This is a genomic window from Streptomyces sp. NPDC039480 (genome assembly GCF_055597165.1).
In genome coordinates this window covers 285496-301426 of record NZ_JBVITX010000003.1, presented here as the reverse complement: position 1 = coordinate 301426, position 15931 = coordinate 285496, and the positions used below count along the sequence as shown (strand labels likewise).

The following is a 15931-nucleotide window of genomic DNA, read 5'->3' as shown; positions in this document are numbered from 1 at the left end:
TGTGCAGGCTGTAACGGATCGAGGATTGGTCTTGACCAAGGGTGGGTGCAGGCCTATGGTCGCAGAGATAGTGCAGGAACCTTTAATAAACAAGGGCGCTAAAACGCCGCCGGACGACGGCGATTGCGGAGGACAGGGTGGGGACCACGCAGCTCGAAACGGCGCCGGAGCCGAAGTACTGGCACCTGAAGACGGTGCTCAGTGAGGCGCTCGACTCCGAATTCGCCGTGGGGGAGATCCTGCCGAACGAGCGCGATCTCGCGGCCCGGTTCGGTGTCGCCCGCGCCACGCTCCGGCAGGCACTGGAACAGCTGGAACTGGAAGGCAGGCTGCAGCGCCGCCGCGGAGTGGGCACGACGGTCGCCCCGCCGCGGATGGGCGTGGCCGTCGGATCCGCGCAGGGCGCCTGGCCGGGCGCGGTCGGCGACGCCTGGCAGCCCGCCGACTGCGCCCCGGCGGCCCCGCCCGCGGAGGTGGCCCGCATGCTGGGGCTCCCCGCGGACGAGCAGGTGCACGTGGTGCGCCGCACCCGCGTATCGAACGGCCAGCCGGTGGCCGCCGAGCTGCTGTACGTGCCCACGTCATCGGTCGCCGAACTGACCGGCATGGACGCCCCGTCCGGCGCGGCACGCGCGCGTGTGGTCCTGCGCGACCTGGCCAGGCTCGGCCTCGAAGGCCAGGACCGGGCCGTCGAGCTCGGCTCCGCCCGCGCCGACGACGCCAAGGCGCTCGACCGGCTTCCCGGGGCGCCGGTGCTCGTCGTGACGACCCGCTTCTTCGCCGAAGGACGTACGGCGGCGGTGTCCGTGGCCACGTACCGCGCCGACACCTGCAGGCTCACCTTCGGAGACACCGGCGGCGTGGAGATACACCACGAGTCGGAGCGCGACGCTTCCTGACGTCCGGCCGCGGGCCGTCGGCCGCCGTCGAGGGGATCCTCACCGCCGCGCGGTGACGGTCCCCTCGACGGCGAAGAGCTGCTCCTCGACGTGGTCGAGCGCCAGCCGCAGCGCGCCGGTCGACACCGCCGCCTCGCCGAGCAGGGACAGCGCGACCCGCGGCGGCCGCAGGCAGTAGCGCGCAAGCTCCCGGTGCAGCGGCTCCAGAACACCGTCCAGGCCCGCCGCCCAGCCGCCCACCACGACCAACTCGGGATCGAGGGCGAGCACCAGCGCCGCCACGTCGTGCACGAGCCGCTGGATGAAGCGCTCGACGGCCGCCTGCGCCCGCTCGTCCCCCTCGCGCGCGTGGGCGAAGACCTCGGCGACGGCCTGCTCGTCCAAGGGGTGCAGCGGCTCGCCCGTGGTGGAGAGCAGAGTCTCCGGAGTGACCTCCCGGCCCAGCAGGTGCAGCGCGCCGATCTCACCCGCCGCACCGCCGTACCCCCGGTGGAGCCGCCCGCCGATCAGCGACCCCGCACCCGGACTGAGCCCGGCCAGGACGAACACCACGTCGTCGGTGTCGGTCGCCGCGCCCTTCCAGTGCTCGGCCACGGCCGCGGCGTTGGCGTCGTTCTCCACCAGGACCGGGCACTTGAACGACCGGCGCAGCCGCTCGCCCAGCTGGAGCCCCGTCCACTCGGGCAGCGCCGTGCTCAGCCGCACCGTGCCGTCCGCGTCCAGGATCCCGGGGCTGCCCACCCCGACGGCGCGCAGCGAACTGCGGGCGATCCCGGCCCGGCGCAGCAGATCGGCGACCGCGGTCCGCAGCCGTTCCAGCCGGTCGTCCGCGGAGGCCTCTTCGGAGACGCCCTTCGACGCCGTGCCGAGAATCTTGCCGTCCAGATCGGAGAGGGCCGCGGCCACCCGGTGCGGGCCGATCTCCAGACCGAGCAGATGACCCGCCTCCGCACGGAACCGGAACTTCCGCGCGGGCCGTCCCTGGCGCCGGGCACCGACCTCCTCGGCCGCGGACTCCACCACGAGCCCGGCCTCTATGAGCCCCTCGACGACCCCCTCGACGGTGGGCCGGGAGAGCCCGGTCACGCGGGTGATCTCCGTGAGCGTCGCCAAGTCCGCGGCGCGCAGCGCGTGCAGCACCACCGCGGAGTTGATCCGCCGCAACAGAGAGGGGTCCCCGCCGGTCAGCCGCCCCAACGTCCGTCCTCCCAGCTCGTGCGCATGATGGCCGGATCGTACTCGCACGACGGTTCGACGGCGAGTGCCGGGCCCGTCCGTGGACCGTGCGGCTTCCTCATCCCGTCACCCCGGGGAGACGAAACCGGATTCGTACGCGGCGATGACCGCCTGCGTCCGGTCCCGCGCGCCCAGCTTCGCGAGCACGGCGCTGACGTGCGACTTGACCGTCTCCGTGCCGACGACCAGACGGGCGGCCATCTCCGCGTTCGACAGACCGCGCGCCATCAGCCGCAGCACCTCCGCCTCGCGCTCCGTCAGCGCCGCCTTCTCCAGCGCGGCCCGCGCCTGCGGATTGCCGCGCTCCCCGCCGTACGCGCCGGCCAGCTGCCGGACGGCCTGCGGGAACAGCAGCGACTCGCCCTCCGCGACCAGCCGCACCGCGTGCACGATCTCCGCCGGCCTGGCCCGCTTCAGCAGGAACCCGTCGGCGCCCGCGCGCAGCGCCTCGTACACGTACTCGTCGTTCTCGAAGGTCGTCACCACCAGGATCTTCGGCGGGTCCTGCACCGTGCGCAGCACCGCGCGCGTGGCCTCGATGCCGTCGAGCAGCGGCATGCGGACGTCCATGGCGACCACGTCGGGGCGCAGTTCACGGACGAGGGGGATGACCGCCGCGCCGTCCGCCGCCTCGCCGACCACCCGGATGTCGGGCTGCGCCTCGAGGACGGCCCGCAGGCCCGCGCGTACGAGAGGTTCGTCGTCGACGAGGAGCACTGTGACCGGCATCCGGCCAGCGTAGATCATTTCAGGGGCAGCTCGACGTGCACCTGCCATTCATGCTCGTGCGGTCCTGTCGTGGCACGCCCGCCCAGCAGGGTGGCCCGCTCCCTGATGCCGCGAAGTCCGCTGCCGCCGCGTCCGGTGACAGCGGACGACTCCGGCGGGAGCGCGTTGCGTACGTTCATGACGAGGCGGGCGTCGTCGACGGCTATGCGCAGGCGCACCGGCACCGGACCCGAGTGGCGCAGGACGTTCGTCAACGCCTCCTGGAGCATGCGGTAACCCTCGCGCGACACCGGCCCCGGCACCCGCTCCACCGGGCCCGTCACCTCGACGTCGACTTTCGCCCCCGAGGCGCGGGCGGAGTCCAGCAGGCGCTCGGCGTCGGCGAGCGTCGGCCGGGCGCTCGCGGGCCGCTCGTCCTCCCGCAGCACGCGCAGCACCCGCTCCAGGTCCTCCAGGGCGGCCCGGCCTGTCTCCTCCACGGCCTCCAGGGCGCGGTCGGTGAACTCCGGGTCGCCCGCGGCCCTGGCGGCGCCCGCCTGGACGACGGCGACGGTCAGCGCGTGACCGATGGAGTCGTGCAGTTCCCGCGCGATGCGGTTGCGTTCGAGGAGTTGCTCGGTCCGCTCCTCCAGGACGGCGAGGCGCTCGGCGGGGGAGGGGCCGAGGAGGCGGCGGGCGGCCCGGGCCATCAGGCGGCCCATCGCGACGATCATCGCGAACTCGGCCAGGACCAGGAGAACGCCCAGCGGCAGCGCCGCCCACCCGCGCACGACCGGCAGGAGCAGCCCGTCGGTGTCCGGCGGCTCGTCGTTCGCGCCGAGCGACGCGAAGACCATCCCGAGGAGCTGTCCCGTCATCAGGACCATGGCGCAGCCGGCCTCCAGCCGGAGCACGAGCCAGGCCGCGGTCCTGCCCCGGTCGCGCCACGAGGCCGAAGGAGCCACCGAGACGCCCGGATCCTCCCTGTCGCCCCGCGTCGCGTGCGGGCCGGGGAACAGCATCATCCAGGCCTGCAGGCCCTCCGCACGCCGCATGGCGGGCACCATGGCCGCGATGAGCAGCAGGGGGATGGGATCGAGCACCACGAGCAGCCAGGCGGTGCGTGACGGGCTGGAGAGCCCCGGGTAGATCGCGCCGCAGACCCAGGCGACCCCCGAACCGATGAGGAGGTGCAGCCACCGCGTATAGGTGACCGCACGCGTCAGAGGTCTCAGCAAGCCGGGCATTGCGCCATCGTGCCAGGTGACACGGGCCGCCCGGCTCCCCCGTGCGGGGGAGACGACCTCCCCGGGCGGGGGAAGACCCCTAGGGGCCCCGGCCGCCAGGCTGAGTCCATGACCAGCATCGACGTCCAAGACCTCACCAAGGAGTACGGCACGACCCGCGCCGTGGACACCCTCACGTTCAGCGTCCGCCCCGGCCGTGTCACCGGATTCCTCGGCCCCAACGGCGCGGGCAAGTCCACCACCATGCGCCTCGTCCTCGGCCTGGACCGCCCCACCTCGGGCACGGCCACGGTGGGCGGCCGCCCCTACACCGCGCTCACCGACCCGCTGCGCCACGTCGGGGCGCTCCTCGACGCCCAGGCGCCCCACGGGTCGCGCACCGCCCGCAACCACCTCCGCGCCCTCGCGGTGAGCAACCGCCTCCCTGCGCGCCGCGTCGACGAGGCGCTCGACGAGGCGGGGCTCGGGTCCGTCGCGGACAAGAGGATCAAGACGTTCTCGCTGGGCATGCGGCAGCGCCTCGGCATCGCGGCCGCGCTCCTGGGCGATCCCGAGGTCGTGCTGCTGGACGAGCCCTCCAACGGCCTCGACCCCGAAGGCATCATCTGGATCCGCGAGTTGCTGCGGCGCCTGGCCCGGGAGGGCCGCACCGTCCTCGTCTCCAGCCACCTCATGAATGAGACCGCGACCTTTGCCGACCACCTCGTGGTCCTCGGCCGCGGCAGGCTCCTCGCGGACGACCCCATGGCCGAGTTCATCGCGGCGCACAGCCGGCCGCGGGTCCGCGTGCGCACGACGGACCCCGACCGGCTCCGCGGCATCCTGTCGGAGAAGAACGGCTACACCCTCGGCGAGGCCGTGGACGGCCGGTGGACCGTCGACGGGGCCAGGGCCGAGGAGATCGGCGCCATCGCCGCGGGCGCCGGGGTCCAGATCCTCGAACTCGCCGACGAACAAGCCTCCTTGGAGCAGGCGTACCTCGCCCTGACAGCCGACGAGACCGAGTTCAAGACGGCCACCGCCGCCACGTCCCGCCAGGAGGCCTGACCATGTCGAACACCGCCGTGCTGCCCGTGGCCCACGCCGAGTGGATCAAGATCAGGACCCTGCGGTCCAACTGGGGTTCACTGATCGCCGTGTTCGCGGTCACCGTCGCCATCACCGCCCTGGCCTTCGCGTCGGTCGGCCAGGCCGAGGCGGACAACGCGGACGCCGAACCGCTCTTCGACGCCTTCTACGCCCTCAACTTCGGCCAGATCGCCGCCATCAGCTTCGGCGCCACCGCCGTGTCAGCCGAGTACACGAGCGGCGCCCTGCGGATCTCGCTCGCCGCCGTGCCGCGCCGCGGACTCTTCTACGGGGCCAAGATGGCGGTCGTCGGCGGCCTCGCCCTGGTCGCCGGAGTCGCCACCGCCTTCGGTGCCTTCCTGACCAGCCAGGCCTTCATGGGGGACCACGCGATCGGGCTCGGCCACCCGGGCGCCGTGCGGGCCTGCGTCGGAGGCGGTGTCTATCTGGCGCTGATGGCACTCCTCGCGGCCGGCCTGACAGCCGTGCTGCGCAGCGGAGTCGCCGTCCTGAGCATCCTCATCCCCTTCACCCTGATCGTCTCCTTCGTGGTCGGCGACGTGGCGAGCGGCGCCGCGGGATACCTGCCCGACAAGGCGGGGCAGCAGGTGCTGCACGAGAATCCGACAGACGGCCTCGGTCCGGCGGCCGGGCTCGCGGTGTGCGCCGCCTGGGCGGCCGTCGCGCTCCTCGCCGGCTGGTGGGCGGTACGGCGCCGCGACGCGTGACTGATTGTCAGTGGCGCCCGCTTTACTGGGTGGCATGAGTCTGGATGCCATGAGTACCGCACAGCATCTCGCCACGCTCGACCTGCTGCGCTCCCGGGACTTCCCCGCCGAACCCGGCAGGTCGCCGAGCGGTTCCGGGGGACCGGGGTTCCATATCGCGGAGTTACTGACGAGCGAGACCTTCTGGGAGGACGACGGCACCCTCCGAGAGGCCACCGAGGAGCAGTACGAGGCCGAGCGTGACGCGCTGACCGTCCTCCTCGCCGACCGCTGGGGACCGCCGCAGAAGTTCAGCCTGGCGAGCCTCTTCGAGCGCACCGTGGCGGTGGACTTCGGCGACGCGGACGAGGAGACGGAGGAGATACCGGAGCCGTGGGCCCACTTGAGCTCCTGCGTGCCGGATCTGCACCTGTGGCAGGTGGACGGCCGCTGGATAGCCCTCGGCATCGCGCAGTGGGACAAGGAGCTGCCCTTCCAGCTCCTCGCCGTGGTCACGGAGACGGACCCGCCGTGACGGCGAAAGCGCCGAGCTCTCGTCAGAGGAGGCCCAGCGCGTCCCTGCCCGTCCGCTCGAAGTACCGGGCGACGTCCGCCTCCGTCACCTGCCCCAGCTCCGCCGGCGACCAGCGCGGCCTGCGGTCCTTGTCGACGACCTGCGCCCGGATGCCCTCGGGCAGGTCGGGCGAGCCCAGCGCGGCACAGGAGACGCGGTACTCCTGCTCGAGGACGGCCTCCAGGGACGGCAGTTCACGAGCCCGGCGCAGCGCGGCCAGGGTGACCTTCAAGGAGGTCGGCGACTTGGCCAGGATCGTCTCGGCCGCCTCCTTCGCGTGCCGGTCACCGCAGGCGTGCAACCGGTCGATGATCTCCTCCACGGAGTCCGCCGCGTAGCAGTGGTCGATCCACTCGCGGTGCCCGGCCAGTTCACCGGCGGCGGGCTCGGCCGCGTGCTGCCGTACGACATCGGCCGCCTCCGCCCCGGCGAGCGCCGCGGTGAACTCCGGCAGCCGTTCCGACGGTACGAAGTGGTCGGCGAGCCCGCACAGCAGCGCGTCGCCCGCGCCCACCGCCGTGCCGGTGAGGGCCAGGTGGGTGCCGAGCTCACCGGGCGTGCGCGTGAGGAGGTACGTACCACCCACGTCGGGCACGAAGCCGATGCCGGTCTCCGGCATCGCGACCCGCGACCGCTCGGTGACCACCCGCACGCTCCCGTGCGCCGACACGCCGACGCCGCCGCCCATCACGATGCCGTCCATGACGGCCACGTACGGCTTCGGGAAGCGGGCGATCCGGGCGTTGAGCAGATACTCGTCGCGCCAGAACGCCGCGGACGCGGTCGCACGGCCCGCGCGGACGTCGTCGTGGATGGAGCGGATGTCGCCGCCCGCGCACAGCCCGCGCTCCCCGGCGCCGGTGAGGACCACCGTCGCCACCGACGCGTCCCGCTCCCAGGCGTCGAGGGCGTCCGCCATGATCCGCACCATGGCGTGGTTCAGGGCGTTGATGGCCCGGGGCCGGTTCAGGACGAGGTGTCCGGCGCGTCCCTCGCGGCGGAGCAGCACGGGGGAGTCGGCGGGTGCGTCGGGCGTGGCGTGCATGGGGCGGGTGGCTCCGTTCGGGTGGGGCGGGGTCAGGGGCGGTCGGCCCGGAACGCGTCGAGGATCCGCTCGGCGGCCGACGTGGCCGTCAACGTACCCTCGCGGACGCGCTGTTCCAGCTCCGGGGCCACCCGCTGCACCTCCGCGTCGCCGCGCAGCCTGCCGAGCAACTCGTCCCGCACCATCGACCACGTCCAGTCGACCTGCTGGTCGCGGCGCTTGGCGGCGAGGCGGCCGGTCGAGTCGAGGAGTCCGCGGTGCTGCTCGATGCGTTCCCAGAGCGTGTCCAGACCGCTCGCCTCACGGGCACTGCACGTCAGGACCGGCGGGGTCCAGGCCGCGTCGGCGGGGTGCATGAGACGGAGGGCGCCGGCGAGTTCCCGCGCGGCCGAGCGCGCGTCGCGCTCGTGCGGCCCGTCCGCCTTGTTCACCGCGATGACGTCCGCGAGCTCCAGCACACCCTTCTTGATGCCCTGCAGCTGGTCGCCCGTGCGGGCGAGGGTCAGCAGCAGGAACGTGTCGACCATGTTCGCGACCGCCGTCTCCGACTGGCCGACGCCCACGGTCTCCACGAGCACCACGTCGTACCCCGCCGCCTCCATCACCACGATCGACTCCCGCGTCGCCTTGGCGACCCCGCCGAGCGTCCCGGCGGAGGGAGAGGGACGTACGAAAGCGGCGGGATCCAGCGAGAGCCGCTCCATCCTGGTCTTGTCACCCAGGATGGAGCCGCCCGTGCGGGTGGACGACGGGTCCACGGCGAGCACCGCGACCCGGTGGCCGAGCGACGTGAGCAGCACGCCGAGCGCGTCGATGAACGTGGACTTGCCCACGCCCGGCACCCCGCTGATGCCGACCCGCCGCGCCCGCCCGCTGTGCGGAAGCAGCTCCGTCAGCAACTCCTGCGCCAAGGCGCGGTGCTGGGGCCGGGTCGACTCGACGAGGGTGATGGCACGCGCCACATACGCGCGCTTCCCGTCGAGGACGCCCTTCACATACGCATCGATGTCGATCGTCACAGGCATGGAGTGGCTCTCACCGGCTCACAGTTCGTGGCCGAGATCGGCCGCCAGACGCTTCACCAGGTCGTGCGCCGCGTCAGGGATCACCGTGCCGGGCGGGAACACCGCTGTCGCGCCCGCCTCGTGCAGGGCCTCGACGTCCTGCGGCGGGATGACGCCGCCCACGACGATCATGATGTCGTCGCGGCCCTCGGCGGCCAGCTCCTCGCGCAGCGCCGGTACGAGAGTGAGGTGACCCGCGGCCAGCGAGGAGACGCCGACGATGTGCACGTCCGCCTCGACGGCCTGCCGCGCGACCTCCGCCGGCGTCTGGAACAGCGGGCCGACGTCGACGTCGAAGCCCAGGTCGGCGAAGGCGCTCGCGATGACCTTCTGGCCGCGGTCGTGGCCGTCCTGGCCCATCTTCGCGACGAGGATGCGGGGCCTGCGCCCCTCGGACTCGTCGAACGCGTCCACCAGGGCACGCGTCCGCTCGACGGACGGGGAGTGGCCTGCTTCGGTGCGGTACACACCGGAGATCGTACGGATCTGGCCCGCGTGCCGCCCGTACACGCTCTCCAGTGCGTCGGAGATCTCACCGACCGTGGCCTTCGCCCGGGCCGCGTCGACCGCGAGCGCGAGCAGATTGCCCTCGAGACCCTGGCCGGGACCGCGCTCGGCCGCCGCGGTGAGCGTGCGCAGCGCGTCCTGGCAGGCCGCCTCGTCGCGCTCCTCGCGCAGCCGCTTCAGCTTCGCGATCTGCTGGCTGCGCACCGAGGAGTTGTCGACCTTCAGGACGTCGATCTGCTCGTCGGTCTCCACCCGGTACTTGTTGACGCCGATGACCGGCTGACGCCCCGAGTCGATGCGCGCCTGGGTGCGCGCGGCGGCCTCCTCGACGCGCAGCTTCGGGATGCCCGCGTCGATGGCCTGCGCCATGCCGCCCGCCGCCTCGACCTCCTCGATGTGCTGCCAGGCACGGCGCGCCAGGTCGTACGTCAGCTTCTCCACGTACGCGCTGCCGCCCCACGGGTCGATCGTCCGCGTCGTCCCCGACTCCTGCTGGATCAGGAGCTGGGTGTTGCGGGCGATCCGCGCGGAGAAGTCGGTCGGCAGGGCGAGCGCCTCGTCCAGGGCGTTCGTGTGCAGGGACTGCGTGTGGCCCTGCGTCGCCGCCATCGCCTCGACGCACGTGCGCGTGACGTTGTTGAACACGTCCTGCGCGGTGAGCGACCAACCCGACGTCTGCGAATGGGTGCGCAGCGAAAGAGACTTGGCGTTCTTCGGGTCGAACTGCTTCACGAGCTTCGCCCAGAGCAGGCGCGCCGCGCGGAGCTTGGCGACCTCCATGAAGAAGTTCATGCCGATCGCCCAGAAGAAGGAGAGCCGCGGCGCGAACGCGTCCACGTCCAGGCCCGCCTCCTGCCCGGCCCGCAGATACTCCACACCGTCGGCGAGCGTGTACGCCAGCTCCAGATCGGCCGTCGCACCCGCCTCCTGGATGTGATAGCCGGAGATCGAGATGGAGTTGTAGCGCGGCATCTTCTGCGACGTGTACGCGAAGATGTCGGAGATGATCCGCATCGAGGGCTTCGGCGGATAGATGTAGGTGTTGCGGACCATGAACTCCTTGAGGATGTCGTTCTGGATGGTCCCCGCCAGCTTCTCCGGCGGTACGCCCTGCTCCTCGGCCGCCACGATGTACAGCGCGAGAACGGGCAGCACGGCACCGTTCATCGTCATCGACACCGTCATCTTGTCCAGCGGAATGCCGTCGAAGAGCTGACGCATGTCGTAGATGGAGTCGATGGCCACACCCGCCATGCCGACGTCACCGGTGACGCGCGGATGGTCGCTGTCGTACCCGCGGTGCGTGGGCAGGTCGAAGGCGACCGAGAGCCCCTTCTGTCCTGCCGCGAGGTTGCGGCGGTAGAAGGCGTTGGACTCCTCGGCGGTGGAGAATCCCGCGTACTGCCGGATCGTCCACGGCTGGTTCACGTACATCGTCGGGTAGGGGCCGCGCAGATACGGCGCCACGCCCGGGTACGTCGCCAGGAAGTCGAGGCCCTCCACGTCGGCGCCCGTGTACAGCGGCTTGACCGCGATGCCCTCGGGCGTCTCCCACAGGAGGTCGGACTCGGACTTGCCGACGGACTCCTTCACGGCGGCGCGCCACTGCTCCGCCGAGCCGGACGGACCGACGCCCGAGCCCAGTTCGATGTCGTCGAATTCGGGGATCCGCATTACGCCACTCCCATGCGGTCGAGGGTGGAGGTGAGCACCGCGACCGCGTCGCAGCCCGCGAAGACATGCTCGTCGACGTCGGCGAACTCCCCGCGCCCCGCGAGGAACACCCGCAGCGCGCCCGCCGACTTCAGGGCCCGCGCGACCGCTTCCGCCTGCTCGGCGTAGAGCGAGTCGCTGGAGCAGAGGCACGCGACCGTGGCGCCGCTCGCCGCGAACGCCTCGGCGGCCGTCTCCGCGTCCACCGACACCGGGTCGTGCACCGGCTCGACGCCGCCCGCCATGAACAGGTTGGCGGCGAACGTCGCGCGCGCCGTGTGCGCGGCGGCCGGCCCCAGCGCGGCGATGAACACCTTCGGGCGGGCGCCGGTCGCTTCGAGATGCGCGTCCGAGCGGCCCCGCAGCTCCTCGTACGCCTCGTCGCGGCGCACCCGGGGCAGACCGCCGGACGGGGCGGCGGGCGCGGGCTCACGCTCGACCGGTCGCTCCGTGAGCAGCGGGAACTCGCTGACGCCCGTGATCGGTTCGCGGCGCCGGGCCAGCTTCTTGCTGCGCTCGGCCCAGGTCGCGGCGATCCGCTCGCCGACCAGGCCGGAGCGGAGCGCCGCGATCTGACCGTCCGCGCGCTCGATCTCCTTGAAGAAGTCCCAGGCCGCGTGGGCGAGTTCGTCGGTGAGCCGCTCCACGTACCAGGAGCCGCCCGCCGGGTCGATGACACGCGCGAGGTGCGACTCCTCGAGGAGGATCGTCGACGTGTTGCGGGCGATGCGGCGCGCGAACGCGTCCGGCAGCCCGAGCTCGTGGTCGAACGGCAGGACCGTGACGGCGTCGGCACCGCCCACACCCGCGCCCAGGCAGGCCACGGTGGTCCGCAGCATGTTCACCCACGGGTCGCGGCGGGTCATCATCACCGGCGAGGTCACCGCGTGCTGCCGCTGCGCCCCGGCGGCCGGCACCCCGGACACCTCGGCGACACGCGCCCAGAGGCGGCGCGCGGCGCGCAGCTTGGCGATGGTGAGGAACTGGTCGGCGGTGGCCGCGAACCTGAACTCCAGCTGTGCGAAGGCCTTCTCGACGCCGATGCCCCTGTCGTACAGGGCCCGCAGATACTCGACACCGGTGGCGAGCGAGGCGCCGAGCTCCTGCGCGGCGGAGGCGCCCGCCTCGTGGTACGGCAGCGCGTCCACGGTCAGCGCGCGCAGGCCGGGGTGGCGCTCCCCGCACTGCCGGGCCAGTTCGACGACCGCCCCGAACGAGGTGGACTTCTCCCCGGTGCGGGCCTCGTGCCCGAGCGGGTCGGCGCCGAGCGTGCCGCGCACCGCGTCGTCCGCGACCCCCGCGGCCTCGTACAGGCGCAGCAACTCGCGCGCGGCGGTCACGGACTCGCTGCCCGCGTCGAGCGCGACGGGCACCAGGTCGAGGTAGACGCCGTCGAGCGCACGCTCCAGGCCGGTGACCGGAAGACCGGCGGAGCCCAGCGTCAGCCAGAGCGAGGTGACGCCGTTCTCCAGGTCGGTGAGGACGGCTTCATTGGTGCGCGCGGGATCGGCGCTCGCGTACCGCTGCCGGACGTCCCAGCCGCCCGGGGTGCTGCCCTCGGGAACGGAACCCCTGACGAAAGGGGCGAAGCCGGGGAAACCGGCATCGGGCGCGGCGTCGCGCGCGGTGTACAGGGGGCGGGTGGTGAGCCCGTCCTCGAGGGTGGTGGACAGCGCTTCCTCTGCGGCCGTCCCCGATACGTCCTTACCCGACTTGCGCAGCACGCCTTCCACAAGGCGGTGCCACTGCTCATGGGTCGCATCAGGGAACTCGGCGGCCAGGGAAAGCCCGTCGTCAGGCAGGACCGTCATGCCCCGATGCTAGGGCGCAACCCATGGCACGCGGTGCCACTGAACCCTGTGACCTTGCCCTCTCCTGATCGCTCTTGATCTCGAACGAGCGGGCGGCTATTGCTTGGCGCGTCAGGCGCTCACGTCAGGCGCTCACATCGGGCGGGCAGCTCAGGCGGGCACGTCCGTGGCGTGCCGGGGTGGTGCCACGTGCTTTCCGGTGACGTACTGCACGTACTCGCGCTCCAGCCGGAAGCCCGCCGTCCAGGCCAGCAGGCGGCTCGGGCGGTTCTCGCGCCCGCAGGACCAGCTCGCGGTGCGGCCGCGCGCGGTGATGTCCGCGCACAGGGCCGTGACACAGGCGAGGGCGAGGCGCTCACGGCGGCGCTCGGGCGTGGTGAGCACGGCGACGTCCTCGTACGCCTTTCCGGTGAAGTAGCCGCAGGCCACGGCGGCGACCCGGCCGTCGCGGTCGACCGCGGCCCAGGCGTGCCCGGAGGCCGCGAGTCCCTCGGGCCCGCCCCAACTGTCGTGTATCCAGGACGAGTCGGTCGACAGGGCGGCGAGCGCGGGCGCGTCCGCGGGTGTCAGACGGCGGACGGTCACACCCCGCGGCGGACGGGGCGGCTCCACCGGCTCGCGGTGGATGTACACCATGCGTTCGTCCGGTACGACGCGGTCGAAGGCGCTGCCGAGGACCGGCAGGAAACGGACCGGAGCCTCGACATGGCTGTGCGCGAACGGCGCCAGCAGGTCGGGCGCGACACTGCCGGGATCACCGCTCAGCAGCACATGCCCGGCGCACGAGACCGCCACGGCCCGCGGGTCCAGGGCGCGGTCGGCCCACCAGCTGCCGACGCCGGTGGCCGCGACGTGCTCGGGCAGGGCGGCGGCCCCGGGCGCCCCGGGAGCGAACCAGCGGGGCACGGCGGGCAGGTGGTGCGGCGGAAGCTGGATCATCGGGGCTCCTCCGGAGTGAAACCTTCGAGTGAAACGGTGCGCCGGGCGGCGGCCGGGCCACGGCCGGGGGCCGGGCGTCCCGGCGCCCGGTTCCCGCTCCGTGGGTCATCCAACTGGTCCGCGCCTACGGACCGCAAGAGCGTCCCGCCGCTTTGATGCTGCCCTGATCAACGGCACGGGCCGGACGCCAGCATCGCGTCAGGGGTGGACGCGGATACGTCAACGTCGCGTCATGACCGCTCGGTTGCCACCCGCTAACGGGCATAACGTCGTCGTGTGCCGCAGAGCACCGAACGGGCCTGCGGCGCTTCTCAGCTTTCCTGCTGTCTCTGTCTCCACTGGAGGTACCCATGGCCGAGCTTCCGTGCGGCGAGGACCCCGAGCCCTGTGAACCGGGCCCGGCCGGGCCGCTGTTCGTCCCCGTCCGGCCGGGACCCGCGGGCTGCGTGGCCCGCCTGTTCCGCACATCCGTCGGCGGGCGCACCGCCGTCGCCTTCACGACTCCGCACCGCCTGAGCACCGCACTCGGACACCGGCAGGCCTGGATCAGGCTCTCGGAACCGGCGCTGCGGGCCCTCGCCGAGCCGCTCGGCGTCAGCGAAGTCACCGTCGATCCGCGCCTCGCCGCGCACCCCGTCGGTCTGCCGCAGTCGATCGTCGTCGGCCGGGGTCCGGCCCCGCGGAGGGGCGGTGAGGCACCACGGGACACGGGTGCGGGCGCCGCCCTCGTGGGCGCTCTGACCGCGGCACGGAACGACTGACGACGAGACGACGACACGCGAGCCGACGACACGCGAGACGACGAGAGAAGCTGTCATGACCACACTCCGCGAATCCCCGCTCCCGGCAACACCGGCCCCGGCACCGGAAAGCACACCAGTACCGGCCCCGGCCTCCGCAGAACTGTCCGTCTGGCCCACCTCCACCACACGGCTCGCCCACGGCGACCTCGCCGTCGGCGGCGTGCCCCTCACCGACATAGCCGAGCGTTTCGGCACCCCCACGTACCTCATCGACGAGGACGACGTGCGCACCCGCTGCCGTACGTACCGGCAGGCCTTCCCCGACGCCGAAGTCCTCTACGCCGCGAAGGCGTTCCTGTGCCGCGCCATGGCGCACTGGATGGACGAGGAGGGCCTGGGCCTCGACGTCTGCTCGGCCGGCGAGCTGGAGCTCGCCGTCACCACGGGCTTCCCCGCGGACCGCATCGTCCTGCACGGCAACGCGAAGAGCCCGCACGACCTGCGGGCCGCCCTCCGGCTCGGCGTGGGAAGAATCGTCATCGACAGCGCGTCGGAGATCGCCCGCCTGGCCGCGGCCGTCCCGCCGGGCAGCCGGCAGAAGGTGTTGGTGCGGGTGGTGCCGGGCATCGCGGCCGGCGGCCACGCCAAGATCCGTACGGGCACCGACGACCAGAAGTTCGGCCTGTCCCTCGCGGACGGCTCCGCCCAGCACGCGGTGGCCCGCATCCTCGGCCAGCCGACGCTGGAGCTCGTGGGCCTGCACTGCCACCTGGGCTCCCAGATCACCACGGAGAAGCCCTTCATCGCCGCGGTGCGCCGCATGGTCGGGCTGCTGGCCCGGATCGAGGACCAGCACGGTGTCACCCTCCCCGAGCTGGACCTCGGCGGCGGGCACGGCATCGCGTACCGCCCCGGCGAGGAGGCGCTCGACATCACCGCGCTCGCCCGCAAGGTGCGGGCCGAGCTGACCGCGAGCTGCGCGGCGGCGGGCCTGCCGGTGCCGCGCCTGATCGTGGAACCGGGGCGCGCCATCGCCGGCCCCGCCGGCGTCGCGCTGTACCGGGTCCTCGCCGTGAAGCGCACCGGCGGGAAGACCTTCGTCGCCGTGGACGGCGGGATGAGCGACAACCCGAGACCCGCGCTCTACGGAGTGCGCTATGTGCCCCGGCTGGTCGGGCGGCGCTCTTCGGCGGAGGCCGCCCCGGCGACGGTCGTCGGACGGCACTGCGAGGCGGGTGACATCCTCGCCTCGGACGTCCCGCTGCCCGGCGACGTGCGCCCGGGCGACCTGCTCGCCGTGCCCGTCGCCGGGGCGTACCACCTGTCGATGGCCTCCGGCTACAACATGGTGGGCCGCCCGCCCGTGGTCGCGGTGACCGACGGCCACGCGCGGCTGCTGGTCCGCCGCGAATCCCTGGAGGACTTCCGCAGCCGCGACGTGGGCCTGTAGCCCTGCCGCCGCCCGTGCCCTCGGCGGTCGGCCCACGCCCCCCACGGTCGACGCGGCGCCCGCTCCCCCCGGCGGGCGCCGCACAGCCCACTTTTTCCGGCCGAGTATGGCCAAACCTTGGACAGACCTTGAACCACCAGGTCAGGCTGGGCCGCGAAGCGGCCGAACGCTGAGTCGTAACGCTGAGCCGTGGGGATGGCGGGGACGGTGGGAACGGGGA

Annotated in this window: 14 protein-coding genes; 6 read left to right on the top strand and 8 right to left on the bottom strand. The window is 72.8% G+C overall.

Translation table 11 applies throughout. The annotated features are described in order from the left end of the window. The first annotated feature begins 137 nt into the window (after positions 1-137). Complete coding sequence (locus tag ACZ56E_RS12035) at positions 138-899, top strand: GntR family transcriptional regulator (RefSeq protein WP_468610777.1); 762 nt, start codon at positions 138-140, stop codon at positions 897-899. Between the two features lie 39 nt (positions 900-938). On the opposite strand, the gene ACZ56E_RS12030 is transcribed toward ACZ56E_RS12035, so the two are convergent. From ACZ56E_RS12030 to ACZ56E_RS12020, 3 genes are all read right to left on the bottom strand, one after another. Further along, positions 939-2096, bottom strand: coding sequence for an ROK family transcriptional regulator (locus ACZ56E_RS12030; protein WP_471213494.1), 1158 nt, complete (start codon positions 2094-2096; stop codon positions 939-941). A 105-nt stretch (positions 2097-2201) separates the two neighbouring features. Next, the gene (locus ACZ56E_RS12025) at positions 2202-2864 is read right to left on the bottom strand and encodes a response regulator transcription factor (RefSeq protein ID WP_468610781.1); all 663 of its coding nucleotides are present in this window, start codon (positions 2862-2864) and stop codon (positions 2202-2204) included. Between the two features lie 14 nt (positions 2865-2878). Continuing rightward, positions 2879-4090, bottom strand: a complete 1212-nt coding sequence (locus ACZ56E_RS12020; protein ID WP_471213492.1) for a sensor histidine kinase — start codon at positions 4088-4090, stop codon at positions 2879-2881. A gap of 108 nt (positions 4091-4198) precedes the next feature. Between ACZ56E_RS12020 and ACZ56E_RS12015 the strand changes: the two genes are divergently transcribed. From ACZ56E_RS12015 to ACZ56E_RS12005, 3 genes are read left to right on the top strand one after another with little or no spacing between them, the layout of a single operon-like run. Then, on the top strand, positions 4199-5137 hold the full coding sequence (locus ACZ56E_RS12015) for an ABC transporter ATP-binding protein (protein ID WP_471213490.1): 939 nt from the start codon (positions 4199-4201) through the stop codon (positions 5135-5137). 2 nt (positions 5138-5139) lie between these two features. After that, positions 5140-5886 (top strand): ABC transporter permease, encoded by a 747-nt coding sequence (locus tag ACZ56E_RS12010; RefSeq protein WP_471213488.1) that lies wholly within the window; start codon positions 5140-5142, stop codon positions 5884-5886. 49 nt (positions 5887-5935) lie between these two features. After that, complete coding sequence (locus ACZ56E_RS12005) at positions 5936-6400, top strand: hypothetical protein (protein ID WP_471213487.1); 465 nt, start codon at positions 5936-5938, stop codon at positions 6398-6400. A 22-nt stretch (positions 6401-6422) separates the two neighbouring features. On the opposite strand, the gene ACZ56E_RS12000 is transcribed toward ACZ56E_RS12005, so the two are convergent. From ACZ56E_RS12000 to ACZ56E_RS11980, 5 genes are all read right to left on the bottom strand, one after another. Continuing rightward, the gene (locus ACZ56E_RS12000) at positions 6423-7484 is read right to left on the bottom strand and encodes an enoyl-CoA hydratase/isomerase family protein (protein WP_471213486.1); all 1062 of its coding nucleotides are present in this window, start codon (positions 7482-7484) and stop codon (positions 6423-6425) included. Between the two features lie 32 nt (positions 7485-7516). After that, positions 7517-8509, bottom strand: coding sequence for a methylmalonyl Co-A mutase-associated GTPase MeaB (gene meaB, locus ACZ56E_RS11995; RefSeq protein WP_471213484.1), 993 nt, complete (start codon positions 8507-8509; stop codon positions 7517-7519). An 18-nt stretch (positions 8510-8527) separates the two neighbouring features. Then, a complete protein-coding gene (gene scpA, locus ACZ56E_RS11990) occupies positions 8528-10729 on the bottom strand; it encodes a methylmalonyl-CoA mutase (protein WP_471213482.1) in 2202 nt (733 codons plus the stop codon). Further along, positions 10729-12579 (bottom strand): methylmalonyl-CoA mutase small subunit, encoded by a 1851-nt coding sequence (mutA, locus tag ACZ56E_RS11985; RefSeq protein ID WP_471213481.1) that lies wholly within the window; start codon positions 12577-12579, stop codon positions 10729-10731. Before mutA ends, scpA begins: the two co-directional genes overlap by 1 nt. Before the next feature lie 150 nt (positions 12580-12729). Next, positions 12730-13518 (bottom strand): GNAT family N-acetyltransferase, encoded by a 789-nt coding sequence (locus ACZ56E_RS11980; protein WP_471213479.1) that lies wholly within the window; start codon positions 13516-13518, stop codon positions 12730-12732. A gap of 350 nt (positions 13519-13868) precedes the next feature. Here ACZ56E_RS11980 and ACZ56E_RS11975 point away from each other — a divergent pair, with 350 nt between their 5' ends. Together ACZ56E_RS11975 and lysA are read left to right on the top strand one after the other, a co-directional pair. Next, positions 13869-14279 (top strand): SAV_915 family protein, encoded by a 411-nt coding sequence (locus ACZ56E_RS11975; RefSeq protein ID WP_471213478.1) that lies wholly within the window; start codon positions 13869-13871, stop codon positions 14277-14279. Positions 14280-14334: 55 nt separating this feature from the next. Continuing rightward, the gene (gene lysA / locus ACZ56E_RS11970; RefSeq protein WP_471213476.1) at positions 14335-15711 is read left to right on the top strand and encodes a diaminopimelate decarboxylase; all 1377 of its coding nucleotides are present in this window, start codon (positions 14335-14337) and stop codon (positions 15709-15711) included. Positions 15712-15931 lie beyond the last annotated feature (220 nt).

Excerpts from the sequence above, each read along its gene's own strand:
- ACZ56E_RS12025 (WP_468610781.1), bottom strand. The coding sequence starts at position 2,864 with ATGCCGGTCACAGTGCTCCTCGTCGACGACGAACCTCTCGTACGCGCG.
- ACZ56E_RS12020 (WP_471213492.1), bottom strand. The coding sequence starts at position 4,090 with ATGCCCGGCTTGCTGAGACCTCTGACGCGTGCGGTCACCTATACGCGG.
- ACZ56E_RS12015 (WP_471213490.1), top strand. The coding sequence starts at position 4,199 with ATGACCAGCATCGACGTCCAAGACCTCACCAAGGAGTACGGCACGACC.
- ACZ56E_RS12010 (WP_471213488.1), top strand. The coding sequence starts at position 5,140 with ATGTCGAACACCGCCGTGCTGCCCGTGGCCCACGCCGAGTGGATCAAG.
- ACZ56E_RS12005 (WP_471213487.1), top strand. The coding sequence starts at position 5,936 with ATGAGTACCGCACAGCATCTCGCCACGCTCGACCTGCTGCGCTCCCGG.
- ACZ56E_RS12000 (WP_471213486.1), bottom strand. The coding sequence starts at position 7,484 with ATGCACGCCACGCCCGACGCACCCGCCGACTCCCCCGTGCTGCTCCGC.
- meaB (WP_471213484.1), bottom strand. The coding sequence starts at position 8,509 with ATGCCTGTGACGATCGACATCGATGCGTATGTGAAGGGCGTCCTCGAC.
- scpA (WP_471213482.1), bottom strand. The coding sequence starts at position 10,729 with ATGCGGATCCCCGAATTCGACGACATCGAACTGGGCTCGGGCGTCGGT.
- mutA (WP_471213481.1), bottom strand. The coding sequence starts at position 12,579 with ATGACGGTCCTGCCTGACGACGGGCTTTCCCTGGCCGCCGAGTTCCCT.
- ACZ56E_RS11980 (WP_471213479.1), bottom strand. The coding sequence starts at position 13,518 with ATGATCCAGCTTCCGCCGCACCACCTGCCCGCCGTGCCCCGCTGGTTC.
- ACZ56E_RS11975 (WP_471213478.1), top strand. The coding sequence starts at position 13,869 with ATGGCCGAGCTTCCGTGCGGCGAGGACCCCGAGCCCTGTGAACCGGGC.
- lysA (WP_471213476.1), top strand. The coding sequence starts at position 14,335 with ATGACCACACTCCGCGAATCCCCGCTCCCGGCAACACCGGCCCCGGCA.